Here is a 22,379-nt window from a genome sequence, read left to right as displayed (position 1 = left end):
TGGTTCGCTTGGACCTGCACGATACAGCGCCCACCCTCGACCGGCTACTTACAAATGGAACTTGCTGACCAGCCCATTGAACGAAGTGGCCAGGCGCGACAGGGCCTGGATGTCTGGGTGCGATGGGCCTGTGCTCGCACCTCACCGGCGCGAGCTGCTTCGATTGCCGCGTTGAGCGCCAGCAGCTTGGTCTGGTCGGTAATGCTGCGGATCACATCATGTATCAAGTTGTTACCGAAACGCACCAGATTCGGTTTTTGATGTCAGATATTTCGTCATTCAGTGAAAGCTGTATGCCGCCCTTCAGCGTCGCTGGAGGTGCTCTTTCGCGGTCCAGGAGGCCGCCATGTATCGACGACTGCTGCTCAGCGCTTTACTCGGTCTAACCCTTTGCGCTTGTGTGCCCTACTACGATGGAGGCCAAAGCTACTATCGATCCGAGGTCTACACCTCACCGGCGCCGGCGTACTACTACGGTGGTGGCTCCGCGTACCCGTACCGCCGGGATTACTACCCGTCGCCACGCTATTACGCGCCTGCACCGCGTTACTACTCTGCGCCACGTTATTACCAGCCTGCACCGCGCTACTATCCGTCGGGACCAAGGGCCGGTTATCGGCCTTACCCGAACCAGGGCTGGGGCGATCGTTGGGGCAACGGTGGGCGTGGGCGCGGTGAGCATGGACGCGGCGGTCATGGCGGTGACCGGGGTGGGCACCGTTGACAGGTCCCATGACAAAGCGGCGCATGAAGCGCCGCTTTTTTGTGGGCCGATATCTCAATAATCGGACAAGTCGGCCAACGGGTGGCGACCTTCCCACGCCTTGGTAAAGTGCGCCTGCACTACGGTTTCCGGGATCTTGTCGATGTCCGTCCAATGCCAGTGGGGCTTCTGGTCCTTGTCGATCAACCGCGCGCGCACGCCTTCGCTGAATTCCGGGTGACGGCAACAATTGAGGCTCAGCGTGTATTCCATCTGGAACACCTGGGCCAGGGACAAATGGCGGGCGCGCTGGATTTGTTCCCATACCAGGTGGGCGGTCAGTGGGCAGCCTTCGCTCATGGTTTTGCCGGCGCGGCTGAATAATGGGTCGGCGTGATCGCGCAATTGGCTGATGGCGCGCCAGGCGCCGTGTACATCCCCCACATCCAGCCACGCGTCGATCTGCGCCCGGCGGGGCAGCCATTGCGCTTCGGGTAGCTGGCCCACGGCCTCCTGAGCCAGGGCCTTGAGCAGGCTGTTGAGCTGCATCGCGGTCTGTTCCTGCCAGTTCAGTTGCAGCAAGCCGTCGAGCAGTTCGTCTTGTTGATCGTCGCGCAGGAAACGGTCGGCCAGCCCCAAATCCAAGGCATCTCTACCGTTGAGATGGGCGCCGGTGAGCCCGAGGAACACCCCCAGTTTCCCCGGCAGGCGCGACAGAAACCAACTGGCACCCACGTCCGGATACAAGCCGATGCTGATCTCGGGCATGGCCAACCGACTGCTCGGCGTAACGATGCGTATGGCCGCGCTCTGCAGCAGGCCCATGCCACCGCCCAGCACGTAGCCGTGGCCCCAGCAGATCAGCGGTTTTGGATAGGTATGCAGGCGATAGTCGAGACGGTATTCCGCAGCAAAGAACTGCGAGGCCAGTGCCGGTACTTCGCCTGGCTGCTCAAGGCAGGCCAGGGCCAGGCTGCGCACTTCGCCACCCGCGCAAAACGCTTTGGGGCCGTTGCCGCGCACTAACACGCAGACGATTTGCGGGTCTTTGGCCCAGGCATCCAGGCGCTCGCCCAGGGCCAGGATCATCGGCAGGGAGAGGGCATTGAGAGACTTTTCAGCATCGAGGCTGGCGATGCCGATACGGGCGCCGGCGCTGCCGGTCAGCTCTTGGAAGTGCAGGTTCATCATGACCTCATTCAAGAAGGTGAAGGATGAGTATGGTCGCGCCAAGGGAAAGTGCGGTTGGTGTGTTAGATCAATTGACAAGCGGGGTCGGCTTTCCTAGGGTTCGCCCATTCTTTTTTACACGATGACCTCACGATGACCGAAGGCGACCGCATCAAACTCGAACCCAGCTGGAAACACGCCCTGCGCGATGAATTCGACAAGCCTTACATGACTCAGTTGCGCGAGTTCCTGCGCCAGGAGCACGCCGCCGGCAAAGAGATCTACCCGCCCGGCCCGCTGATTTTCAATGCGCTTAACTCAACCCCGCTGGACAACGTCAAAGTGGTGATCCTCGGGCAAGACCCCTACCACGGCCCTGGCCAGGCCCACGGTTTGTGCTTCTCGGTGCAGCCGGGCGTGCCGGCGCCACCGTCGTTGGTCAATATCTATAAAGAACTCAAGCGCGACCTGAACATCGACATCCCCAACCACGGCTACCTGCAAAATTGGGCCGACCAAGGGGTGCTGATGCTCAACACCACCATGACCGTTGAACGCGCCAACGCCAACGCCCATGCGGGCAAGGGCTGGCAGTTCTTTACCGATCGGATTATCGAAGTGGTCAGCGAGCATCAGCCGCATCTGGTGTTTTTGCTGTGGGGCGCCCATGCGCAAAGCAAGCAGAAGCTGATCGATGCCACCAAGCACTTGGTGCTGACGTCGGTGCATCCGTCGCCGTTGTCGGCGTATCGCGGGTTTTTGGGGTGCGGTCATTTCAGCCGCACCAACAAGTTTCTTGAGCAGAACGGCGAAACGCCGATTGAATGGCGGTTGCCACCGCTCTGAGGGCTCAGGCCTTATCCGGCTGGCGGTTCCAATGCCGGAACAATGGCTCCGCCAAAAACAATACAAACAACAAGCGCATCACTTGCATCGCCGTGACCAACGGCACAGACAGTTGCAGGGTCTCGGCCGTGAGGCTCATCTCGGCAATGCCGCCCGGCATCATGCCCAGGGTCAGGGAGCGCAGGTCGAGGTGGGTCAGGGCACTCAAGCCCACCGCCGCCAGTGTCGCCAAGGCCATGGTCAGCGCCGTGCCGATCAGGGTGCGCCCCATGAATGACGGCGCGCTGCGAAAAAACTGACGGTTGAAGTGGCAACCCAGGCCGCTGCCGATCAGCCATTGGCCAATCTGGCTGCCGCCGTCGGGCAGGCCGATATGCAGGTCCCACACCACGCTGGCGGTGGCGCTGACCAACAACGGTCCGAACAACCACGGGTTTGGCTGATGCAAACGCTGCCAGCCCCACGCCACCAGCGCGCCGACGGGAAACAGCAACGCCAGCCAGGCCCAGCTGACCGGTGCCGGATGAAACTGCGGCGCGCCGCCTCCCAGCAAATACTTGAAGATCGCCGGTACACACAGCACCACCACCAGCACCCGCAAACTCTGACCCGCCGCGACACGGCTGAGCACCGCGCCATTGCGGGCGCCGAGGTTGACCATCTCGCCGGAGCCGCCCGGCATGCTGGAGAAAAACGCGGTGGCTCGGTCTTCACCACTGCGGCGCATCAGCCACACACCGACCACGCTCGACAGGCTGGTGACCAGCGCGCCGAAGAAGATCAGGCCGAAGTGGCTCATCACCTGCTCGATCACCAGCGGCGTGAAATGCAGCCCGATGCCGATGCCCACCACCCATTGGCCGCATTTTCGCCCGCCGGGAATTTCGGCCAATTGCCACGGCGTGAGGCAGCGCACCAGGATGATCGCCAGCAGCGAGCCGACCATGTACGGCAACGGCCAGCCGACGAGGCTGGCCAGGTAACCGCCGGCCAGGCCGACCAGCGGTGTTGCCCACCATTGTTTAAAGGTGACCTCAGACATCGGCCAGTGCACGACGCTGTTGCACACGTTTACGCCAGATACGCAGCAGCGGTACGAACAGCATGATCGCGGTCAATACCCAGACGCCGAAGGTGATAGGGCTCGACCAGAGGATCTCCAGCGCACCGTTGGAGATCGACAGCGCGCGCCGCAGGTTCTGCTCCATCAGGCCACCGAGGATAAAGCCCAGCAGCAGCGGCGACAGCGGAAAGTCGAGCTTGCGCAGGATGTAGCCGAAGATGCCGATGGCGATCATCAGGAACAGATCGAAGGTGGTGGCATGCACTGCATAGACGCCTATCGCAGTGATAATGGCGATCACCGGCACCAGTGCCCAGTTCGGCACGGCGAGGATACGCGTAAAGATGCGGATCATCGGGATGTTGAGGATCACCAGCATAATGTTGGCGATAAACAACGACGCGATCAGGCCCCAGACAATGTCCGGTTGCTGTTGGAACAGCAGCGGGCCCGGCGTGATGTTGTACAGCGACAGGGCACCGATCATCACCGCCGTGGTACCCGAGCCTGGAACGCCGAGGGTCAGCATCGGCACCATGGCGCCGCAGACTGACGCGCCGATGGCTGTTTCCGGCGCGGCCAGGCCACGCATATCGCCTTGGCCGAATTTGCCGCTGGCACCCGCGATACGTTTCTCAGTCATGTAGGCCACGGCCGAAGCCATGGTCGCTCCGGCACCCGGCAACACACCGATGATGAAGCCCGACACGCCGCAACGGATATTCACGGTCAACACCGACAAGGCTTCCTTGACGTTGAACATCATGCGTCCGGTGGCTTTCACCGCTTCCTGACCACGGTGGGTTTTTTCCAGGAGCAGCAGAATCTCACTGATGGAGAACAGGCCCAGCACCAACACCACGAACTGGATGCCGTCGGTGAGGTGGATGTTGTCGCCGGTAAAACGGTACACGCCACTGTTGGCGTCGATGCCGACGGCCGAGAGGAACAGGCCAATCAGCGCCGCTACAAAGGTCTTGAGGGGCTTGTCGCCGGCCATGCCGCCCAGGCAGACAATCGCGAACACCATGAGTACGAAATATTCCGCCGGACCGAAGGCAATCGCCCATTTGGCCAGCAGCGGGGCAAACAGCACCATGCCGCAGGTGGCGATAAACGCGCCGATGAACGAACTCCACGCCGACAACGACAGCGCTACGCCGGCCAGGCCTTTACGGGCCATTGGGTAGCCGTCGAGGGTGGTCATCACGGTGGAGGCTTCACCCGGAATGTTGAGCAGGATCGAGCTGATACGGCCGCCGTATTCACAGCCCAGGTACACCGCCGCCAACAGGATCAGTGCCGACTCCGGCGGCAGGCCCAGGGCGAACGCGATGGGGATCAACAGCGCCACGCCGTTGATCGGGCCCAGGCCCGGCAACAGGCCGACCACCGTACCTATCAAGGTGCCGCACAGCGCGGTCACCAGGTTATAGGGGCTCAGCGCGATGCCGAAGCCCTGGCCCAAATAGCCAAAAGTATCCATATCAGTTCTCCAGAACGTCGAGCAGACCGAGGGGGAGCGGTACGTCCATGGTTTTATCGAACAACAGATAAAGACCGACGCTCATCAAGGTGATGATCACCGCACCGGGCAACCAGCGGCCGCCGTACAGCCGTGCCATCGGTATACCGATCAGCATGCTGCTGAGGATGAAACCCAGGGATTCGAAAGTGCCGGCAAACACCAGCAACAACACCACACAGATCGCGATCTTGATCAGTGTCGGTCGGTCCAGCGCGGGTTCGTCGTCGGTGTGTTTGGTCGGTTGCGGGCGAATCAGCATATAAACAAGCGCCAGCCCCATCAGCCCGAGCAGCAGCAATGGGAAGGCCCTGGGCCCTACGGGCTCGTAGGAAAAGGCCGCCTGATACGGCCAGGCCATCAGCGCCAAGCCGACACAGGCCAGTAACAGCACGGCCGCGAAAATGCGTTGTAAGAGCATGGGAAACTCCTGGGCCACGTCTGTGCTGCGCAAAGACGTGGCTGCGCGAACAGGGGGGGCGTTTACTGGATCAGGCCAAACTCTTTGGCCAACACTTTGTAGTCAGCCACCTGCTTCTTCACGTAGGTGTCCAGCTCCGGGCCGGTCATGGCGAACGGGAACAGCTCGCGTTGGTCACGCAGCTTGGCGAACTCGTCGGAGGCCAGCAGTTTGTCGAAGGCGTCTTTCCACCAGGCGTACTCGGCATCGCTGACTTTTGGCCCCAGGTAGAAACCGCGTACCACCGGCCAGACGATGTCGTAGCCTTGCTCCTTGGCGGTCGGGATGTCTTTCATTTCGGGCTCGTCCAGGCGCTTCTCGGAGAACACCGCCAACAGGCGCATGTCACCGCTGAGGATGTGCGGCATGGAGTCGGAGATGTCGGTACTGCCGACCTGGATGTGACCCCCGAGCAGAGCGGTGGCGATTTCACCGCCGCCTTCAAGGGCCACGTAACGCAACTCGCGCGGGTTGATCCCGGCGGCCTTGGCGATCAGGGCGGTTTGCATCCAGTCCTGGCTGCCGACGGTGCCGCCGGAACCGATCACTACGCTACCCGGATCTTTCTTCAAGGCTTTTACGAGGTCGTCAAGAGACTTGTAGGGCGAATCGCTTTTCACCGCGATGGCGCCGTAGCTGGTGCCGACCGCGGCCAACCAGCGCACCGCGCTTTCGTCGAAACGCCCGAACTTGCCCTGGGCCAGGTTCAGCAGCGAACCACTGGACCAGGCCACCAGGGTGCCGGCGTCGGCAGGGCGCTGGGCGACCACCGCGTTGTAGGCCACCGCGCCCACGCCGCCGGGCATGTAGGTCACGCGCATCGGCTTGCTCAGCAACTTCTCGTTGACCAGCGCGCTTTGCGCCAGTTTGCACGTCAGGTCAAAACCACCGCCGGGGGAGGCCGGGGCGATGCATTCCGGGCGCTTGGGCTCATCGGCGGCCAGCAGTTGGCCGGCAAACAGCATGCAGCCGGCGGCGAGGGCCAATTTACGCAGTGAAGGGGTCATGGTTATCTCCATCGTTGTTGTTATGGGGTTCTACTTACCAGAGCGCGACGCTGTAGCTCACCAGCACACGCATTTCGTCCGCATCGCGGGCCGAGTAGTTGGAGCGGTACGTGGCATTGCGCAGGCGCACGGCCACGTCCTTGAACGTACCGGTTTGCACCACGTACTTGATCTCGGTGTTGCGCTCCCATTCTTTGCCGGTGTCGCCGTTCTTGAGTTTGATGTTGTCACCCGACAGGTAACGGCTCATGAAACTCAGGCCGGGGATGCCCAACTTGGCGAAGTCGTAGTCGTAGCGCGCCTGCCAGGAGCGCTCTTGGGCACCGGCGAAGTCGTTGATCTGCACAAAGTTGACCAGGTACGGGTCACTGCCGTCCACATACGGGAAGGCGCTGTCGCCGGACATGTGCTGGTAGCCGGCGCTGAGCTTGTGACCATTAAGGGCATAGCTGAACAGGCCGTTGAGGGAAGTGTTGTCGATCTTGCCGCCACGGGCTGAACCGGTGTCATCACTGATGGCCAGGCGCAGGTCGGTGGCGAAGGTGCCGGGGCCCATGGGGCGGGCGGCGACCAGGCCGAGGAAGTGCTGGCGGTAGACGTCGTCGAGCTGGGCGAAGTGGTAGCTGCCGGTGATTTTGTCGGCGAACTTGTAGTCCACGCCACCGAAGTTGAAATGCTTGCCGGTGGCGCCGCTGAGGAAGCGGCTGTTCTTGTTGTTGAGGGCGATGTCTTCGTAGTTGCTGTCGTCGCGGTCTTTGGCTTTATCCAGCCGACCACCGGTGAATACCAGGTTCTTGAATTCCTTGGAGGTCAGCAGGCCACCATTGAAGGTTTGCGGCAGGATGCGCCCGTCGTTGGGCTTGAGGATCGGCAGTTCAGGCATCAGCGAGCCGATTTTCAACTCGGTGGCGGAAATTTTCACTTTGCCGGTCAGGCCCAGTTTGGAGTATTCATCGGCGGCGCGGCCATCGTCGTGAGTGGGCAGCAGGCCGGTGCCGGTGCGGTCGGGGCTTGAGTCGAGCTTGACGCCGAGCATGCCCAGGGCGTCCACGCCAAAACCGACGGTGCCGTCGGTGTAGCCCGATTGCAGGTTGAGCATGAAGCCCTGAGCCCATTCGTCGCGCTTGGATTGCTGGGCACTGGTGCCGTCGCGGAAGTCGCGGTTGAAGTACATGTTGCGGGTTTCCAGGGTCGCGCTACTGTCTTCGAAGAAGGCAGCCTGGCTAAGCGGCGAAAAGCCGGCAAGTGCGGCGGCGCTGGCAAGGGCGGTCTGGGTCAGGCGGGAAAAACGAACAGGCGGGCAAGCGTGGGGCTGTGTCGACAGCATCGTGGTGCACTCCGTTATTGTTCTTATTTTGGCGAAAACGCTTCGAGGCGTTTTTCGGGCGCTACGGTTGAGGTAGCTGGGCGGGCATGGCCTACCTTGTCTGGATGCTAAAGGGCGAAGCTTTCATCAACCTTTCAATCGCCTTTCAATGTTTTCGGGCTTCACAGGGCAGGCGGCGCCTGTAAACTGCCTCGCAAAGCGTGGCACTGACCACTTTCGAATAAGGTAGAAATCCATGCGTGTCCTCCTGGTTGAAGACCATTTGCAACTCGCCGAAAGTGTTGCCCAAGCGCTCAAGAGCACGGGGTTGACCGTCGACGTGCTGCACGATGGAGTGGCCGCGGACCTGGCCTTGAGCAGTGAGGAATACGCGGCGGCGATCCTCGATGTGGGGTTGCCGCGCATGGATGGTTTTGAGGTGCTTGCGCGTTTACGCGCCCGTGGAAAAAACCTGCCCGTGCTGATGTTGACCGCGCGCAGTGATGTCAAAGACCGCGTGCATGGCCTGAACCTGGGGGCTGATGATTACCTGGCCAAGCCGTTCGAACTGACGGAGTTGGAAGCGCGGGTCAAGGCGTTGTTGCGCCGCAGTGTGCTGGGCGGTGAGCGCCAACAGTCCTGCGGCGTGCTGGTATACGACCTCGATACGCGGCGGTTCACCGTAGGTGGCGAACTGATGACGTTGACCTCCCGCGAGCAGGCCGTGCTTGAAGCGTTGATCGCGCGCCCGGGCCGGGTGATGAGCAAGGAGCAGCTCGCGTCCCAGGTGTTCGGCCTGGATGAAGAAGCGAGCCCCGACGCCATCGAAATCTACGTGCACCGGCTGCGCAAGAAACTCGACGGCCAACCTATCGCCATCGTGACTTTCCGCGGCCTCGGCTACCTGCTGGAAGCTCGCGATGCATAAGCCCAGCAGCCTGCGCTGGCGCCTGCTGTGGAACCTGGCGCTGCTGCTGGTGTTGTTGATGCTGGCCAGCGGCATGAGCGCCTACTGGAACGGTCGCGAGGCGGCCGACACCGCCTATGACCGCACACTGCTGGCTTCGGCGCGGACCATCGCCGCCGGCCTGACCCAGGTGGACGGTACCCTCAGCGCCAACGTGCCCTACGTGGCCCTGGACACCTTCGCCTACGACAGCGCCGGGCGCATCTATTATCAGGTCAATGACATCCACCAGAAGCTGATCTCCGGTTACGAGAACCTGCCCGGCCCGCCGCCCGGCACGCCGCGAACCGATGACTATCCGGCGCTGGCACGGTTTTACAACGCCAAGTATCAAGGCCAGCAAGTGCGGGTAGTGAGCTTGCTGAAGGCCGTCTCCGAACCGAACATGAACGGTATGGCGGAAATCCGCGTGGCCGAAACCGATGAAGCGCGGGTGAGCATGGCCCGCAGCCTGATGGCCGACACCTTGCTACGCCTGGGCATGCTCGCCATCGGCGCGTTGCTGCTGGTGTGGTTCGCCGTGAGCGCGGCGCTGCGTCCACTGGAACGCCTGCGCACTGCGGTGGAAGAGCGCCAGCCCGACGACCTGCGGCCATTGCCGTTGGTGGAGGTGCAACATGAATTCGGCCCGTTGGTGCGTTCGCTCAACCACTTCACCGAGCGCCTGCGCGGCCAGTTTGAGCGCCAGGCGCAGTTTATTGCCGATGCATCCCACGAACTGCGCACCCCGTTGGCGGCACTCAAGGCGCGCCTGGAGCTGGGCCTGCGCGCCGAAGACCCGGCGACCTGGCGCAGCACGCTGGAAACGGCCGCGCAGAACACCGATAAGCTGACCCATTTGGCCAACCAATTGCTGTCCCTGGCGCGTATCGAAAACGGTGCCCGGGCGATTGCCGAAGGCGGCGCGCAATTGCTGGACCTAAGCCAATTGGCCCGTGAACTGGGCATGGCGATGGCGCCGTTGGCTCACGCGCGAGGCGTAGCGCTGGCGCTGGAGGCCGATGAACCGGTGTGGTTGCGCGGCGAACCGACGTTGCTCAATGAGCTGCTGAGCAACCTGGTGGACAACGCCCTGGCCCACACGCCACCCGGCGGCAATGTGATTTTACGGGTCACGGCGCCAGCGGTACTGGAAGTTGAAGATGACGGGCCGGGGATTCCGGCCGACGAGCGTGATCGTGTGTTCGAGCGATTCTATCGGCGTAGCCAGCAGGGCATGGGGTCTGGCCTGGGGCTGGCGATTGTCGGCGAAATCTGCCGGGCGCATCTGGCGCAGATCAGCCTGCACGATGGCGAACTGGCGGGGTTGAAGGTGCGGGTGAGTTTTATCGCCGGTTGATCAGTAGAACATCGACCGTGCTTCATCCAGCTCCGCTCGTAGCTTCTCGCTGTAGGGGTCAATTGACAGTTTCTTCATCGCCGGCACGCTTGAGACATCCACTCTGGCCAGCGGATGATCCGTATCGCAATGGCAATACAGCACGGCGACCTGCACCAGATCGATGTAGTCGAGGCTGGCAGAGTCGCGTTCCAGGTTCAGGTACTGGCCCGGCAGCTTGGCCAGCATTTCCGGGAAGTCCCAGCGACTGAGCAGTTTGTCGCCCAACACCGGATGGATGCTGTCGATCATGTGGTTGAGGCTGACGGGGTCGGAAAGCAGCTCATAGTGGTCTTCGGCGTAGGTAAGGATCGGCAGCACGCCGATCTGGTGCACCAGGCCGCCCAGCGCTGCCTGGTCCGGCTTGAGCTGGCTGTGGCTGCGAGACAAGGCATAACTGACGCCCGCCACTTCCAGGCTGCGGCGCCACACATCGCGCATCTTCTGTTCGACGACTTCGGAGCGGGCATGGAAGATCTGTTCCATCACCAGGCCGATGGCCAGGTTGCTGCTGTAGTTGGTGCCCAGCCGGGTAATGGCGGTGTGCAGGTCGGTGACTTCCTGGGTCGCGCGCAACAACGGGCTGTTGACCACTTTGATCAGGCGCGCCGACAGCGCGGTATCGCGACCGATCACTTTGCTCAAATGGTTGATGCTGATTTCCGGGTCTTCGGCGGCCTGACGGATGTTCAGGGCCACTTCCGGCAATGTCGGCAGAACCAGGTCATCGTTATCGATGGCCTTAACCAACGCCTGTTGGATTTTTTCCGCCAGTTTGTTCATTCATGCTCTCTAGGGTGTTGCAAAAAGGTACGGCGACTAACGCTGGATCTCTCGATCGCGGTCGAGGGTGTAGGGCAGATCAAGCAGGTGCAAGCCAGGACCCTCCAGCGTGCCTACATGCACATCGCCACTATCGGCTGCTTCGGCTTGTAATACCGCCAGAAGTTCAATCACTTGGTCAGCTTTCGCTGCAAGCACCACTTCGCCGATCGCGCTGTTGTGGCTGGGGGAAAACAGCGGAGTGCCTGGCTCGGGCATGTGTGTCGCATCAAGGCTCAGGTGGTACAGGCGACGCTTGAGTTTGCCTAGGTACTGCATGCGCGCGACGATCTCCTGGCCTGTGTAGCAGCCTTTCTTGAAGCTCACGCCGCCCACGGCCTGCAGATTGAGCATCTGCGGGATGAACAGTTCGCGTGTCTGCGCCATCACCTGGCCGATGCCGGCGCGGATTTGGCCCAGCAGCCATTCGTTCAACTCGGCTTGCTGCAAGTGCGCGGCCAATTGGCTGCGCACGGCGTCGGCCCGCTTCGCAGGCACCCAGAGTTCGGCACGGCCGGGGGAGACGCGGAGGGCGATCAGTGCGTCCGCGCGCACCACGCTGTCGGTCTCGGCCGGCAGCGCAAGACCCAGACTGGAAAGGGCGTGATCACCATTGGCTACACCGAAGCGCGCCCAGGCGGGGCTTTCGTCGGTGAGTTTGGATTTGGAGAATACGGCGTACTTCTTTAAGTCGGCCAGTTGCGGTTCCAGCAACTCGCTGGCCATCGCCAACAGCACGCCATCGCCTTGCAGCAGGATGCGGAAGCTCGACTGCATGCGGCCTTTTTGCGTGCAGCGCGCACCGAGGCTGGCGTGGGCGTCACTCAGGTAATTGAGGTTGCAGGTGAGTTGGCCCTGCAGAAACTTGGCAGCGTCGGCGCCGCGGACGGCGAGAACGCCTTCGTGGGACAGGGGGCAGAAAAAAGCGGAGTCGGCCATGGGTCATCGCAGGTCAAAAAGTCATGGGTGCATCATAGAGGGGCGCCCGGCAAATGGATAGTTTCGATATGGGGCGACCAAAGCCGACTGTTCCGCTGTACTCGGGCCTGTATACTGACGCGCTATTTGAGGAGCGCTCCATGGTCGAAGACGTAGAAATCAATCGCCTGTACTGGCACAGCCGCCGCGGCATGCTGGAGTTGGATGTGTTGCTGGTGCCTTTTACCAAAGAGGTCTATGCGACGCTCAACCCAGTGGACCGCGACCTTTATGTACGGCTGCTGACGTGCGAAGACCAGGACATGTTCGGCTGGTTCATGGAGCGTGCCGAATCTGAGGACCCTGAGTTGCAGCGCATGGTTCGGATGATTCTGGATCGTGTCCAGCCCAAATAATCGCTTTGAATGCCGCTGGCAGGCCTCACGGTTGCTGCTCGCGGTGTATCTGCTTGCCCAGGTAGTCGCCCTGGGGGCTCTGCTGGCGCTGGACCTGCCTTTTGCTTTCCTTGGCGGGTTCCTGTGCCTGGCTCACGCCGCCTGGGTGCTGCCGCGCCATGTCCTGTTGACTCACCGCTCATCGATTCGGGGCCTGCGCCGTGATGAAGATGGCTGGCAGCTATTGAGTCACGAGCGAGGTTGGCACAGCGTGCAATTGCGGCCCGACAGCCTGGCCTTGCCGCTGCTCGTGGTGCTGCGCTATCGCGTGCAAGGCGAATGGTGGGTGCGATCGATCTGTGTACCAAAGGACTCGCAGGCCGCCGATGTGCATCGGCGCCTGCGGGTTCGTCTGAAGTTCAGCCGGCGTAGGTGGTTGGCACCAGAATAGTGTCCCGGGCCTCGGGCAACATCTGCGGGTAGTCGAGGGTGTAATGCAGGCCCCGGCTTTCCTTGCGCTCCATGGCCGAGCGGATCATCAACTCGGCCACCTGGGCCAGGTTGCGCAGTTCGATCAGGTCGCGGCTGACCTTGTAATTACTATAGAACTCATCGATTTCATCCAGCAGCAGGCGCACTCGGTGCTGCGCGCGTTGCAGGCGCTTGTTGGTGCGCACGATCCCGACGTAGTCCCACATGAAGCGCCGCAGCTCATCCCAGTTGTGCGCGATGATCACGTCCTCGTCCGAGTCGGTCACTTGGCTGGCGTCCCAGCGCGGCAGTGCGGCCGGCACCGGTATGCGCGGCAGTTGCTCGAGAATGTCCGCCGCCGCCGAGCGGGCGTACACGAAACATTCGAGCAGCGAATTGCTGGCCATGCGGTTGGCGCCGTGCAGGCCGGTGAAGCTGGTTTCGCCGATCGCATACAGGCCGGGTACGTCTGTACGACCGTGCTGGTCGACCATCACGCCGCCACAGGTGTAGTGCGCCGCCGGTACGACGGGGATCGGGCCTTTAGTGATGTCGATGTTGAACGCCAGGCAGCGCTCGTAGACGGTGGGGAAGTGGGCCTTGATGAAGGCTTCGGGCTTGTGGCTGATGTCCAGGTACACGCAGTCGACACCCAGGCGCTTCATCTCGTGGTCGATGGCGCGAGCGACAATATCGCGCGGGGCCAACTCGGCGCGCGGATCGAAGCGCTGCATGAAGCGTTCGCCGTTGGGCAGTTTCAGGTGTGCGCCTTCGCCTCGCAGGGCTTCGGTGATCAGGAAGCTCTTGGCTTGCGGGTGATACAGGCAGGTGGGGTGGAACTGGTTGAATTCCAGGTTGGCCACCCGGCAGCCCGAGCGCCAAGCCATGGCGATGCCATCCCCGCAAGCGCCGTCCGGATTGCTGGTATAGAGGTAGACCTTGGCCGCGCCGCCCGAGGCAAGAATGGTGAAGCGCGCACCGTAGGTGTCGACCTCGCCGCTGGTGCGGTTGAGCACATAGGCGCCGAGGCAGCGCTCGCCCGGCAGGCCCAGGCGTTTCTCGGTGATCAGGTCGACGGCGACGCGCTGTTCGAGCAATTCGATGTTGGGACGTTGGCGGGCCTGTTCGAGCAGTGTCTTGAAAATAGCGGCGCCGGTGGCGTCGGCCGCATGGATGATGCGGCGATGACTGTGGCCGCCTTCGCGCGTTAGATGGAACTCGAAGCCGCCGTCATCGCTGCCCGCGTGTTCATCGCGAGTGAAGGGCACGCCTTGGTCGATCAGCCACTGGATTGCCTCGCGGCTATGCTCGACGGTAAAGCGAACAGCGTCTTCGTTGCACAGGCCGCCGCCGGCGTTAAGGGTATCTTCGACGTGAGATTGCACTGTGTCGGTGTCGTCCAGCACGGCGGCTACACCGCCCTGGGCCCAGAAGGTCGAACCATTGGCCAGGTCGCCCTTGCTCAGTACTGCAATGCGCAGGTGGCCGGGGAGGGTCAGCGCAAGGCTCAACCCGGCCGCGCCGCTGCCAATCACCAGAACATCGTGTTGAAACTGTTGGCTCATTTGAAGGATTCCGCAAAAAGCGATCCAAAGGGGGTGGCGCAAACAGGACGCCCGGATCGGCGAATCAAAGGGTCACACGGCCCACTAGTATATAGAGGGGGGAGCGGCACAATAGTCAGGCATTCGTGGCAATGTGAGATTACGGTGCACGGCTTGGGTAAAATCAACCGGTTATTGAAACGGGAACTTTTTGCATAAGCCCTGACTCAATAGCAGGTTGCCCGAAAGCTGGGAAAACGTTGAGTTTATTGGCCCGTCGGGAGCAGTGGACGCGTCAGAAAACCGGCGACAAGATTATTCGCGCAGCCGGCGTTGCCCGCGCTGCGTTTTTCGTGTGTGCCAAATCAGTGCATGCCGGAAACTTGCTTGAAGGGGGAGAACTTTTGCGAAAAGTCCGAGTCTATGTTTGCAAGCCTGATCGTTTAGTTATGCAAGCCTCCTTAAAGCACAACGAGGAGTGTTCATGCTAACCCAGGAAGAGGATCAGCAGCTGGTCGAGCGCGTACAACGCGGCGACAAGCGAGCATTTGATCTGCTAGTGCTGAAATACCAGCACAAAATTCTCGGGTTGATCGTGCGGTTTGTGCACGACACCCATGAAGCGCAGGACGTTGCACAGGAAGCCTTTATCAAGGCATACCGTGCACTAGGCAATTTCCGCGGTGACAGTGCGTTTTACACGTGGCTGTACCGCATCGCCATCAACACGGCGAAGAACTATCTGGTGTCTCGCGGACGCCGCCCGCCGGATAGTGATGTGAGTTCAGAAGATGCAGAATTTTACGATGGTGATCACGGCCTCAAAGATCTCGAGTCGCCGGAGCGTGCATTGCTGCGCGATGAGATCGAAGGCACCGTTCATCGCACTATTCAGCAACTGCCAGAAGATTTACGTACGGCGTTAACTTTACGTGAATTTGATGGTCTGAGTTACGAAGACATTGCGAGCGTCATGCAGTGTCCGGTGGGGACTGTAAGGTCCCGGATTTTCCGGGCCCGGGAAGCCATCGATAAAGCCTTGCAACCGTTGTTGCAGGAAAACTAAAGACAGCGGCGACAGCCAAGAGAGGAACCGCCATGAGTCGTGATGCCCTGCAGGAATCGCTGTCCGCAGTGATGGATAACGAAGCGGATGAACTGGAACTTCGTCGAGTGCTCAATGCATTTGATGATGCCGAAACCCGTGATACCTGGTCTCGTTACCAAGTCGCTCGGGCGGTGATGCACAAGGATCTTCTAATCCCTCGTCTGGATATTGCTGCGGCCGTTTCTGCTGCGTTGGCCGATGAAGCCGTTCCGGCAAAAGCTGCTCGTGGTCCTTGGCGTAGCCTGGGCCGTCTGGCGGTCGCTGCCTCGGTAACTGTTGCAGTGCTGGCCGGTGTTCGCTTGTACAACCAGGACGAAATTGCCGGTGCCGAACTGGCTCAGCAGACGCAGCAACCGGTCATGGCCGGCCCGCAAGTCAAAGGCCCAGCAGTACTGGCCGGCTACAAGGAAAGCTCCGACACCACCGGCCCCATGGCTAACGGTGTATTGCAAGGGCAATCCGGCTGGCAAGACCAGCGTCTTCCAGGCTACCTGCGCCAACACGCACAGGAATCGGCCTTGAAAGGCACTGAAAGCGCTCTGCCATACGCTCGCGCTGCAAGCCTGGAAAACCGCTAAACCACTAAGGGGCTCTATGCGCGCCATACCGCTCCTTACGCTTTTGCTCAGTGGCTGGTTTGCACTCCCCGCCCATGCCGATGAAGCCCAAGACTGGCTGACACGGCTTGGGCGTGCAGAGCAGCAGCAAAGCTTCCAAGGGACGTTCGTCTACGAGCGTAACGGCAGTTTTTCTACCCATGACATCTGGCATCGTGTCCAGAACGGTCAGGTCCGTGAGCGGCTCTTGCAGCTTGATGGTTCCGCCCAGGAAGTCGTGCGGGTAGATGGCCGAACCCAATGCGTCAGTGGCACCCTTGTCGCCGGCCTTGGCAATTCGCGTGATGCATCTTCACGCGCGCTTGACCCACAGAAACTCAATCAATTCTATGAACTGGCTGTCATTGGCAAATCCCGCGTGGCTGGTCGAAATGCGGTGATTGTTTCAATCGCGCCGCGTGATCAGTACCGCTACGGTTTCGAGCTGCATCTGGATCGGGAAACCGCGCTACCGCTCAAGTCTCTTTTGCTCAATGACAAAGGGCAGTTGTTGGAGCGCTTTCAATTCACACGTTTGAACACATCTAAGCCGCCCGATGATAGCGACTTGCTGCCCAGCAAGGAGTGCACGCCTATTTCTGTGGTTGATGGCAGGGCGCCGGCCGTTGAGTCCACCGAGGCGTGGCATTTGGAATGGTTGCCGCCTGGCTTTCAACTGACCAATAGCACTTCGCGCAAAGACACCCACACCAAAGCCACCGTCGATAGCTTGATGTATGAAGATGGGCTGGCGCGTTTCTCGGTTTTTCTTGAGCCGATCAGTGATGTGGGCATCACCGAGACGCGTACCCAGTTGGGCCCCACGGTCGCGGTGTCCCGTCGGTTGAACACGGTGGATGGGGAAATGATGGTAACGGTGGTGGGGGAAATCCCGATCGGTACGGCCGAACGTATCGCGCTGTCGGTGCGCGGTGAAAAAAAGGCGATCACTCAGCCGTGAGCCGTTAATCCTATGTTCATCCAGCGCTTTCATTGTTGGTCTGTGCCACGTTGGCTACCGAGAGACATGAAATGTCCGGATCAGCATTTTCACTTGCAAAAATCTCTCATGTTTTTTATAGGTCAGGGCTTCTCGGCTCTGGCCTTGTTTTGTTCGCGGAACAAAGACGTCGGTCGCAGTTTTCGGCGTTTCTTGAACCCTGTCGCTCAACCCTGCTCGTCGTAACGGGAGCTGTATGTCGATACCACGTTTGAAATCCTACCTATCCATAGTCGCCACGGTGCTGGTGCTGGGGCAGGCTGTGACCGCGCAAGCGGTCGAGCTGCCTGACTTCACTCAATTGGTTGAGCAAGCCTCGCCAGCCGTGGTGAACATCAGCACCACGCAGAAGCTGCCGGATCGCAAGGTCTCGAACCAGCAGATGCCCGATCTGGAGGGCCTGCCGCCAATGCTGCGCGAGTTCTTTGAGCGTGGCATGCCTCAACCGCGCGCGCCTCGTGGCGGTGGCGGTGGCCAGCGTGAAGCGCAGTCGCTGGGCTCGGGCTTCATCATTTCGCCCGATGGCTACATCCTCACCAATAACCATGTGATTGCCGACGCCGACGAGATTCTCGTGCGCCTGGCCGATCGCAGTGAGTTGAAAGCCAAGCTGGTGGGCACCGACCCGCGCTCCGACGTGGCGCTCCTGAAGATCGAGGGCAAGGACTTGCCAGTGCTCAAGCTGGGCAAGTCTCAAGACTTGAAGGCCGGGCAGTGGGTCGTGGCCATCGGTTCGCCGTTTGGCTTTGACCACACCGTGACCCAAGGCATTGTCAGTGCCATCGGCCGCAGCCTGCCGAATGAAAACTACGTGCCGTTCATCCAGACCGACGTGCCAATCAACCCAGGCAACTCCGGCGGTCCGCTGTTCAACCTGGCGGGCGAAGTGGTAGGCATCAACTCGCAGATCTACACCCGTTCCGGTGGTTTCATGGGCGTGTCGTTCGCTATCCCGATCGACGTGGCCATGGATGTTTCCAATCAGCTGAAAAGCGGCGGCAAGGTGAGCCGCGGCTGGTTGGGCGTGGTGATCCAGGAAGTGAACAAGGACCTGGCTGAGTCCTTCGGCCTCGACAAGCCGGCCGGTGCGTTGGTTGCGCAGATCCAGGACGGCGGTCCGGCTGCCAAGGGTGGCCTGCAAGTTGGTGACGTGATCCTGAGCATGAACGGCCAGCCGATCATCATGTCGGCAGACCTGCCACACCTGGTCGGCGCACTTAAGGCGGGCAGCAAAGCCAAGCTGGAAGTGATCCGTGATGGCAAACGCCAGAATGTGGAGCTCACCGTTGGCGCCATTCCTGAAGAAGGCGCAACGCTGGATGCTCTGGGCAACACCAAGCCGGGCGCCGAGCGCAGCAGCAACCGCTTGGGCATTGCCGTGGCGGAGTTGACCGATGAGCAGAAGAAGGCGTTCGACCTCAAGAGCGGTGTCGTGATCAAGGAAGTGCAGGACGGTCCTGCCGCCTTGATCGGCCTGCAGCCGGGCGATGTGATCACACACCTGAACAATCAGGCGATTGAAACGACCAAGCAATTCACGGATATCGCCAAGGCATTGCCGAAGAACCGCTCCGTGTCGATGCGCGTGTTGCGTGAAGGGCGTGCCAGCTTTATCACCTTCAAGCTGGCTGAATAACTTCCACGGCCCGATAAAAAGCCCCGCCTTCGTTAAACGAAGGCGGGGCTTTTTTGTATCGGGTTTTAGCCCATCATCCCCTTGACCAAGCGTTCCTGTTCGATCAGCTCACGCTGGCGTGCGTCGATACGCGACGAAAGGGGGAAGTTGCTGCCGGCGCGACGTTTGGCAAAATCCAACTGTTGGATCGCCTGCTGAAAGTCGCCCACCAGGGCAAAGTACTCGGCGCGTGCCTGATGCAGACCAATGATGTTGCCGGACAATCCACGAGTCTCCGCGACCTGGTACCACACGTCAGGATCATCCGGGCGGGACTTGAGCAAGCCATCCAGCGCTTTTTCGGCATCGGCGGTGCGGTTCTGTTTAAGCAGCAGGTCTACGCGCATCTGATTTAGCGGATAGTTGCCGGGGTATTGGCTCAGCATCCGATCGGTGCGTTGCTGGGCGTCGGGTAAACGGTTGTTATCGATATCGAGCTGAATCTGCGCCAGGTTATAGGTAATGTCGTTGGGCGCCTTGGCCAGTAAGGCTTGCAGGCTATCCCGCGCTTGCTTGAACTGCGAGGCTTTGATTTGGGCGATAGCCAGGCCGTAGCGCGCCACATCGTTTTTCGGGTTCTCGTCCAATTGCGCTTGGAAGCGCTTGGCTGCGAGTCCTGATGTGTCCTCATATTGCAGTTGCACCCGGGCGCGAATCAGTTGGTAGCGCAGGCTGTCTTCCTTGCCGCCGGGCTTGGATTGTTCGGCGCGGTTGCGAGTGTCGGCGATCCGCGATTCGGTGACCGGGTGGGTCAGCAGGAACTCCGGTGGTTTGGCGTCGAAGCGGTACTGGCGACCCAGCCGCTCGAACATGGTCGGCATGGAGCGAGGGTCATAGCCAGCTTTTTCCAGGTTGACGATACCGATGCGGTCCGCTTCTTGTTCATTTTGCCGAGAGAACCGTCGCTGCTCCTGGATGGCGGCGGCCTGGGTGCCGGCAATCGCGGCAATGCCGGCATCGCCGGCACCCGCCGCCGCTGCAATGATGCCGCCGAGCAGGGCTGCCATCATTGGGATCTGCATGCGTTGTTGCGCTTCAACGCCACGAGCGAAGTGACGCTGGGACAAGTGAGCCAATTCGTGGGCCATTACCGAGGCGTATTCCCCCTCGGTCTGGGCATTGAGGAACAGGCCGCCGTTCACGCCCACGATGCCGCCTGGCGCGGCAAAAGCGTTGAGTTGCGGGCTGTTGATCAGGATGAACTCCAGGCGCCGGTCATTGACCTGGCTGGTCTCCACCAGTTTGTACACGCTGGTTTCGACGTAGTCCTTGAGTTGCGGGTCGTTCAGTTGCGAAACCTGCCCACGTAGGTAGGCCAGCCAGGCACGGCCCAATTGATATTCCTGTTGCGGCGAGACAATGGCAGAGCTGGCGTCGCCAAGCGACGGCAGGTCGTCGGCGAAGCCTGGGGAGGCCAGCAGGCAAGCCAGCGTCAGCATAGTGGGGCGCAAAAAAGTCATGCACAAAGCCTTTCAACAAAGAGCTTACTGTAGCCGGACACTGAGCTTCGGACCAGATATTCTAAGCACCCCCGAACGCTTGCCCGGAGTAAAACCATGACCGACGCTGTAGCCTTTGATGCCGAACTCGATGCCAGCGGCCTCAATTGCCCGTTGCCCTTGCTCAAGGCCAAGCTGGAGCTCAATCGATTGGCCAGTGGCGCCGTGCTCAAGGTAATCGCCACGGACGCAGGGTCACAGCGTGATTTCCGTACATTTGCCAAGTTGGCCGGGCACACGTTGCTGCACGAAGAAGACGCCGCCGGTGTGTACCGTTACTGGTTGCGCAAGGCCTGAACCGTTTGCTCCCATCGCTCGAGGTTGATTGATGTTCAAAGTGTTACGAGACTGGATCCAGCGCTACTTCTCCGATGAAGAAGCCGTGGTGCTGGCCGTCCTGCTGTTTCTGGCCTTTACGGCGGTGCTCACCTTGGGTGGCATGCTCGCGCCGGTATTGGCGGGAATGGTGCTGGCGTATCTGATGCAAGGCCTGGTCACCACCTTGGAACGCTTGCGCTTGCCGGGCGGGGCGGCGGTAGGGCTAGTGTTTGCCTTGTTCATGGGGCTGCTGGTGGTGTTTATCGTGGTGGTGTTGCCGCTGCTGTGGCATCAACTGATCACGCTGTTCAATGAACTGCCCGGCATGCTCGCCAAGTGGCAGTCGCTGTTGCTGCTACTGCCGGAGCGCTACCCGCACCTGGTGTCAGATGAGCAGGTGCTGCAGGCCATTGAAGTGGCGCGCGGTGAAATCGGAAAGTTCGGGCAATGGGCGCTGACCTTTTCCCTGTCCAGCCTGCCGCTGCTGGTCAACATCATGATCTATCTGGTGTTGGTGCCGATCCTGGTGTTTTTCTTTCTCAAGGACCGCGCAATGATCGGCCGCTGGGTGAGTGGCTACCTGCCGCGCGAAAGGGCGCTGATTACCCGAGTGGCCGAGGAGATGAACCGGCAGATCGCCAACTATATCCGTGGCAAGGTCATTGAGATCATTATCTGCGGCGGCGTGACCTACATCGCGTTTATCGCCCTGGACCTGAACTACGCAGCGCTGCTGGCATTGCTGGTCGGCATTTCAGTGGTGGTGCCGTATGTCGGCGCAGTGGTGGTGACGGTGCCGGTCACCCTGATCGCCCTGTTCCAGTGGGGCTGGAGCGACCAGTTCATCTACCTGATGGCGGTGTACGGGATTATCCAGACGCTGGATGGCAACGTGCTGGTTCCGCTGCTGTTCTCGGAGGCGGTCAACCTGCACCCGGTAGCGATCATTTGCGCGGTGTTGCTGTTTGGCGGGTTGTGGGGGTTCTGGGGAGTGTTCTTTGCGATACCCCTGGCGACGCTGTTCAAGGCGGTGCTGGATGCGTGGCCGCGACGGGAGCCAGTGGTGGCGCCGCTGCTGTAGCGGCATCACCCTTTCTAGTGAGCGGGGCAAGCCCGCTCGTTACATCAGGCCTTGTTCAGTGCCTGCGCTGCCGCCAGAACGGCATCCACATGCCCTGGCACTTTCACGCCGCGCCATTCCTGGCGCAGTACACCCTGGCTGTCGATCAGGAAAGTGCTGCGATCCACGCCCAGGTATTCCTTGCCGTATAGCTTCTTCAGCTTGATCACATCAAACAGCTGACAGACCGCTTCGTCCTTGTCGCTGATCAGCTCAAAGGGAAACGCCTGCTTGCCCTTGAAGTTCTCGTGGGACTTCACGCTGTCGCGCGACACGCCGAATACTTCGGTGTTGGCCGCCTTGAACGCCGCGTACTGGTCACGAAAACCCTGGCCTTCGGTGGTGCAGCCTGGGGTGCTGTCCTTCGGGTAGAAGTAGATCACCACTTGCTTGCCCTTGAGCGCGGCCAAGCTGAAGGTCTGCCCGCTGGTGGCCTGGGCGTCGAAATCGGCGACCGGTTTATCGATGACTACCGCCATGAGTACTTC

General features: G+C 60.7%; 23 protein-coding genes and 1 pseudogene. 12 read left to right on the top strand and 12 right to left on the bottom strand.

Annotated elements, in window-relative coordinates; all coding sequences use genetic code 11:
- Nucleotides 1–107 precede the first annotated feature (107 nt).
- Nucleotides 108–218 (bottom strand): annotated as a pseudogene (locus AB4N98_RS05675) (methyl-accepting chemotaxis protein); the annotation flags it as partial.
- Nucleotides 219–346: 128 nt separating this feature from the next.
- Between AB4N98_RS05675 and AB4N98_RS05670 the strand changes: the two are divergent.
- The gene (locus AB4N98_RS05670) at nt 347–724 is read left to right on the top strand and encodes a hypothetical protein (protein WP_083221617.1); all 378 of its coding nucleotides are present in this window, start codon (nt 347–349) and stop codon (nt 722–724) included.
- Between the two features lie 54 nt (nt 725–778).
- On the opposite strand, the gene AB4N98_RS05665 is transcribed toward AB4N98_RS05670, so the two are convergent.
- The gene (locus AB4N98_RS05665) at nt 779–1,891 is read right to left on the bottom strand and encodes an enoyl-CoA hydratase/isomerase family protein (RefSeq protein WP_065877104.1); all 1,113 of its coding nucleotides are present in this window, start codon (nt 1,889–1,891) and stop codon (nt 779–781) included.
- A 135-nt stretch (nt 1,892–2,026) separates the two neighbouring features.
- On the opposite strand from AB4N98_RS05665, the gene ung reads away from it, so the two are divergent.
- A complete protein-coding gene (ung, locus tag AB4N98_RS05660) occupies nt 2,027–2,719 on the top strand; it encodes a uracil-DNA glycosylase (protein ID WP_065877103.1) in 693 nt (230 codons plus the stop codon).
- A gap of 4 nt (nt 2,720–2,723) precedes the next feature.
- Here ung and AB4N98_RS05655 read toward each other — a convergent pair whose 3' ends face one another.
- From AB4N98_RS05655 to AB4N98_RS05635, 5 genes are all read right to left on the bottom strand, one after another.
- Nucleotides 2,724–3,761, bottom strand: a complete 1,038-nt coding sequence (locus AB4N98_RS05655) for an AbrB family transcriptional regulator (RefSeq protein WP_026067404.1) — start codon at nt 3,759–3,761, stop codon at nt 2,724–2,726.
- Nucleotides 3,754–5,268: a tripartite tricarboxylate transporter permease gene (locus tag AB4N98_RS05650; protein WP_017529601.1), complete on the bottom strand. Its 1,515-nt coding sequence runs from the start codon at nt 5,266–5,268 to the stop codon at nt 3,754–3,756. Before AB4N98_RS05650 ends, AB4N98_RS05655 begins: the two co-directional genes overlap by 8 nt.
- A gap of 1 nt (nt 5,269) precedes the next feature.
- Nucleotides 5,270–5,728 carry a tripartite tricarboxylate transporter TctB family protein gene (locus AB4N98_RS05645; protein ID WP_017529600.1) on the bottom strand — a complete coding sequence of 153 codons (459 nt, stop codon included), beginning with the start codon at nt 5,726–5,728 and terminating at the stop codon, nt 5,270–5,272.
- A 62-nt stretch (nt 5,729–5,790) separates the two neighbouring features.
- Nucleotides 5,791–6,774, bottom strand: a complete 984-nt coding sequence (locus AB4N98_RS05640) for a Bug family tripartite tricarboxylate transporter substrate binding protein (protein WP_017529599.1) — start codon at nt 6,772–6,774, stop codon at nt 5,791–5,793.
- Between the two features lie 34 nt (nt 6,775–6,808).
- Nucleotides 6,809–8,101, bottom strand: a complete 1,293-nt coding sequence (locus tag AB4N98_RS05635) for an OprD family porin (RefSeq protein ID WP_017529598.1) — start codon at nt 8,099–8,101, stop codon at nt 6,809–6,811.
- A 235-nt stretch (nt 8,102–8,336) separates the two neighbouring features.
- Between AB4N98_RS05635 and AB4N98_RS05630 the strand changes: the two genes are divergently transcribed.
- Both AB4N98_RS05630 and AB4N98_RS05625 read left to right on the top strand, forming a co-directional pair.
- Complete coding sequence (locus tag AB4N98_RS05630; RefSeq protein ID WP_017529597.1) at nt 8,337–9,008, top strand: response regulator; 672 nt, start codon at nt 8,337–8,339, stop codon at nt 9,006–9,008.
- The gene (locus tag AB4N98_RS05625) at nt 9,001–10,386 is read left to right on the top strand and encodes a sensor histidine kinase (protein ID WP_017529596.1); all 1,386 of its coding nucleotides are present in this window, start codon (nt 9,001–9,003) and stop codon (nt 10,384–10,386) included. Before AB4N98_RS05630 ends, AB4N98_RS05625 begins: the two co-directional genes overlap by 8 nt.
- Here the strand turns inward: AB4N98_RS05625 and AB4N98_RS05620 are convergent, their stop codons facing one another.
- Together AB4N98_RS05620 and ygfZ are read right to left on the bottom strand one after the other, a co-directional pair.
- Complete coding sequence (locus AB4N98_RS05620) at nt 10,387–11,208, bottom strand: HDOD domain-containing protein (RefSeq protein ID WP_217855973.1); 822 nt, start codon at nt 11,206–11,208, stop codon at nt 10,387–10,389. It abuts the gene before it with no gap.
- Between the two features lie 36 nt (nt 11,209–11,244).
- Nucleotides 11,245–12,186 (bottom strand): CAF17-like 4Fe-4S cluster assembly/insertion protein YgfZ, encoded by a 942-nt coding sequence (gene ygfZ / locus AB4N98_RS05615; RefSeq protein WP_460149300.1) that lies wholly within the window; start codon nt 12,184–12,186, stop codon nt 11,245–11,247.
- Nucleotides 12,187–12,326: 140 nt separating this feature from the next.
- Here ygfZ and AB4N98_RS05610 point away from each other — a divergent pair, with 140 nt between their 5' ends.
- Entirely contained in the window at nt 12,327–12,581 is a 255-nt protein-coding gene (locus AB4N98_RS05610) for an FAD assembly factor SdhE (RefSeq protein WP_017529593.1), read from the top strand.
- Complete coding sequence (locus tag AB4N98_RS05605; protein ID WP_135196708.1) at nt 12,565–13,011, top strand: protein YgfX; 447 nt, start codon at nt 12,565–12,567, stop codon at nt 13,009–13,011. Before AB4N98_RS05610 ends, AB4N98_RS05605 begins: the two co-directional genes overlap by 17 nt.
- Here the strand turns inward: AB4N98_RS05605 and nadB are convergent.
- A complete protein-coding gene (gene nadB / locus AB4N98_RS05600) occupies nt 12,980–14,596 on the bottom strand; it encodes an L-aspartate oxidase (protein WP_068937766.1) in 1,617 nt (538 codons plus the stop codon). The two genes, AB4N98_RS05605 and nadB, sit on opposite strands and share 32 nt — an antisense overlap.
- Before the next feature lie 463 nt (nt 14,597–15,059).
- On the opposite strand from nadB, the gene rpoE reads away from it, so the two are divergent.
- From rpoE to AB4N98_RS05580, 4 genes are all read left to right on the top strand, one after another.
- Nucleotides 15,060–15,641: an RNA polymerase sigma factor RpoE gene (gene rpoE, locus AB4N98_RS05595; RefSeq protein WP_003172477.1), complete on the top strand. Its 582-nt coding sequence runs from the start codon at nt 15,060–15,062 to the stop codon at nt 15,639–15,641.
- Between the two features lie 32 nt (nt 15,642–15,673).
- Nucleotides 15,674–16,261, top strand: a complete 588-nt coding sequence (locus tag AB4N98_RS05590) for a sigma-E factor negative regulatory protein (protein WP_003172479.1) — start codon at nt 15,674–15,676, stop codon at nt 16,259–16,261.
- A gap of 16 nt (nt 16,262–16,277) precedes the next feature.
- Nucleotides 16,278–17,240: a MucB/RseB C-terminal domain-containing protein gene (locus AB4N98_RS05585; protein ID WP_017529590.1), complete on the top strand. Its 963-nt coding sequence runs from the start codon at nt 16,278–16,280 to the stop codon at nt 17,238–17,240.
- Between the two features lie 235 nt (nt 17,241–17,475).
- On the top strand, nt 17,476–18,915 hold the full coding sequence (locus AB4N98_RS05580) for a DegQ family serine endoprotease (protein ID WP_116078267.1): 1,440 nt from the start codon (nt 17,476–17,478) through the stop codon (nt 18,913–18,915).
- Between the two features lie 65 nt (nt 18,916–18,980).
- Here AB4N98_RS05580 and AB4N98_RS05575 read toward each other — a convergent pair whose 3' ends face one another.
- Entirely contained in the window at nt 18,981–20,414 is a 1,434-nt protein-coding gene (locus AB4N98_RS05575) for a M48 family metalloprotease (RefSeq protein ID WP_068937763.1), read from the bottom strand.
- Between the two features lie 96 nt (nt 20,415–20,510).
- Here AB4N98_RS05575 and AB4N98_RS05570 point away from each other — a divergent pair, with 96 nt between their 5' ends.
- Together AB4N98_RS05570 and AB4N98_RS05565 are read left to right on the top strand one after the other, a co-directional pair.
- Entirely contained in the window at nt 20,511–20,750 is a 240-nt protein-coding gene (locus AB4N98_RS05570; RefSeq protein ID WP_010212198.1) for a sulfurtransferase TusA family protein, read from the top strand.
- 31 nt (nt 20,751–20,781) lie between these two features.
- A complete protein-coding gene (locus AB4N98_RS05565; protein WP_003172484.1) occupies nt 20,782–21,852 on the top strand; it encodes an AI-2E family transporter in 1,071 nt (356 codons plus the stop codon).
- A 44-nt stretch (nt 21,853–21,896) separates the two neighbouring features.
- Here AB4N98_RS05565 and AB4N98_RS05560 read toward each other — a convergent pair whose 3' ends face one another.
- A complete protein-coding gene (locus AB4N98_RS05560; RefSeq protein WP_017529586.1) occupies nt 21,897–22,370 on the bottom strand; it encodes a peroxiredoxin in 474 nt (157 codons plus the stop codon).
- Nucleotides 22,371–22,379 lie beyond the last annotated feature (9 nt).

Source organism: Pseudomonas sp. S3_E10 (assembly GCF_054667615.1).
The sequence above is the reverse complement of the archived record's forward strand: the minus strand, read 5'-3'. Positions and strand labels throughout refer to the sequence as shown.

Bases quoted from the DNA above. Each gene is read 5' to 3' on its own strand.
- AB4N98_RS05670 (WP_083221617.1), top strand. From the start codon at position 347: ATGTATCGACGACTGCTGCTCAGCGCTTTACTCGGTCTAACCCTTTGC.
- AB4N98_RS05665 (WP_065877104.1), bottom strand. From the start codon at position 1,891: ATGAACCTGCACTTCCAAGAGCTGACCGGCAGCGCCGGCGCCCGTATC.
- ung (WP_065877103.1), top strand. From the start codon at position 2,027: ATGACCGAAGGCGACCGCATCAAACTCGAACCCAGCTGGAAACACGCC.
- AB4N98_RS05655 (WP_026067404.1), bottom strand. From the start codon at position 3,761: ATGTCTGAGGTCACCTTTAAACAATGGTGGGCAACACCGCTGGTCGGC.
- AB4N98_RS05650 (WP_017529601.1), bottom strand. From the start codon at position 5,268: ATGGATACTTTTGGCTATTTGGGCCAGGGCTTCGGCATCGCGCTGAGC.
- AB4N98_RS05645 (WP_017529600.1), bottom strand. From the start codon at position 5,728: ATGCTCTTACAACGCATTTTCGCGGCCGTGCTGTTACTGGCCTGTGTC.
- AB4N98_RS05640 (WP_017529599.1), bottom strand. From the start codon at position 6,774: ATGACCCCTTCACTGCGTAAATTGGCCCTCGCCGCCGGCTGCATGCTG.
- AB4N98_RS05635 (WP_017529598.1), bottom strand. From the start codon at position 8,101: ATGCTGTCGACACAGCCCCACGCTTGCCCGCCTGTTCGTTTTTCCCGC.
- AB4N98_RS05630 (WP_017529597.1), top strand. From the start codon at position 8,337: ATGCGTGTCCTCCTGGTTGAAGACCATTTGCAACTCGCCGAAAGTGTT.
- AB4N98_RS05625 (WP_017529596.1), top strand. From the start codon at position 9,001: ATGCATAAGCCCAGCAGCCTGCGCTGGCGCCTGCTGTGGAACCTGGCG.
- AB4N98_RS05620 (WP_217855973.1), bottom strand. From the start codon at position 11,208: ATGAACAAACTGGCGGAAAAAATCCAACAGGCGTTGGTTAAGGCCATC.
- ygfZ (WP_460149300.1), bottom strand. From the start codon at position 12,186: ATGGCCGACTCCGCTTTTTTCTGCCCCCTGTCCCACGAAGGCGTTCTC.
- AB4N98_RS05610 (WP_017529593.1), top strand. From the start codon at position 12,327: ATGGTCGAAGACGTAGAAATCAATCGCCTGTACTGGCACAGCCGCCGC.
- nadB (WP_068937766.1), bottom strand. From the start codon at position 14,596: ATGAGCCAACAGTTTCAACACGATGTTCTGGTGATTGGCAGCGGCGCG.
- rpoE (WP_003172477.1), top strand. From the start codon at position 15,060: ATGCTAACCCAGGAAGAGGATCAGCAGCTGGTCGAGCGCGTACAACGC.
- AB4N98_RS05590 (WP_003172479.1), top strand. From the start codon at position 15,674: ATGAGTCGTGATGCCCTGCAGGAATCGCTGTCCGCAGTGATGGATAAC.
- AB4N98_RS05585 (WP_017529590.1), top strand. From the start codon at position 16,278: ATGCGCGCCATACCGCTCCTTACGCTTTTGCTCAGTGGCTGGTTTGCA.
- AB4N98_RS05580 (WP_116078267.1), top strand. From the start codon at position 17,476: ATGTCGATACCACGTTTGAAATCCTACCTATCCATAGTCGCCACGGTG.
- AB4N98_RS05575 (WP_068937763.1), bottom strand. From the start codon at position 20,414: ATGACTTTTTTGCGCCCCACTATGCTGACGCTGGCTTGCCTGCTGGCC.
- AB4N98_RS05570 (WP_010212198.1), top strand. From the start codon at position 20,511: ATGACCGACGCTGTAGCCTTTGATGCCGAACTCGATGCCAGCGGCCTC.
- AB4N98_RS05565 (WP_003172484.1), top strand. From the start codon at position 20,782: ATGTTCAAAGTGTTACGAGACTGGATCCAGCGCTACTTCTCCGATGAA.
- AB4N98_RS05560 (WP_017529586.1), bottom strand. From the start codon at position 22,370: ATGGCGGTAGTCATCGATAAACCGGTCGCCGATTTCGACGCCCAGGCC.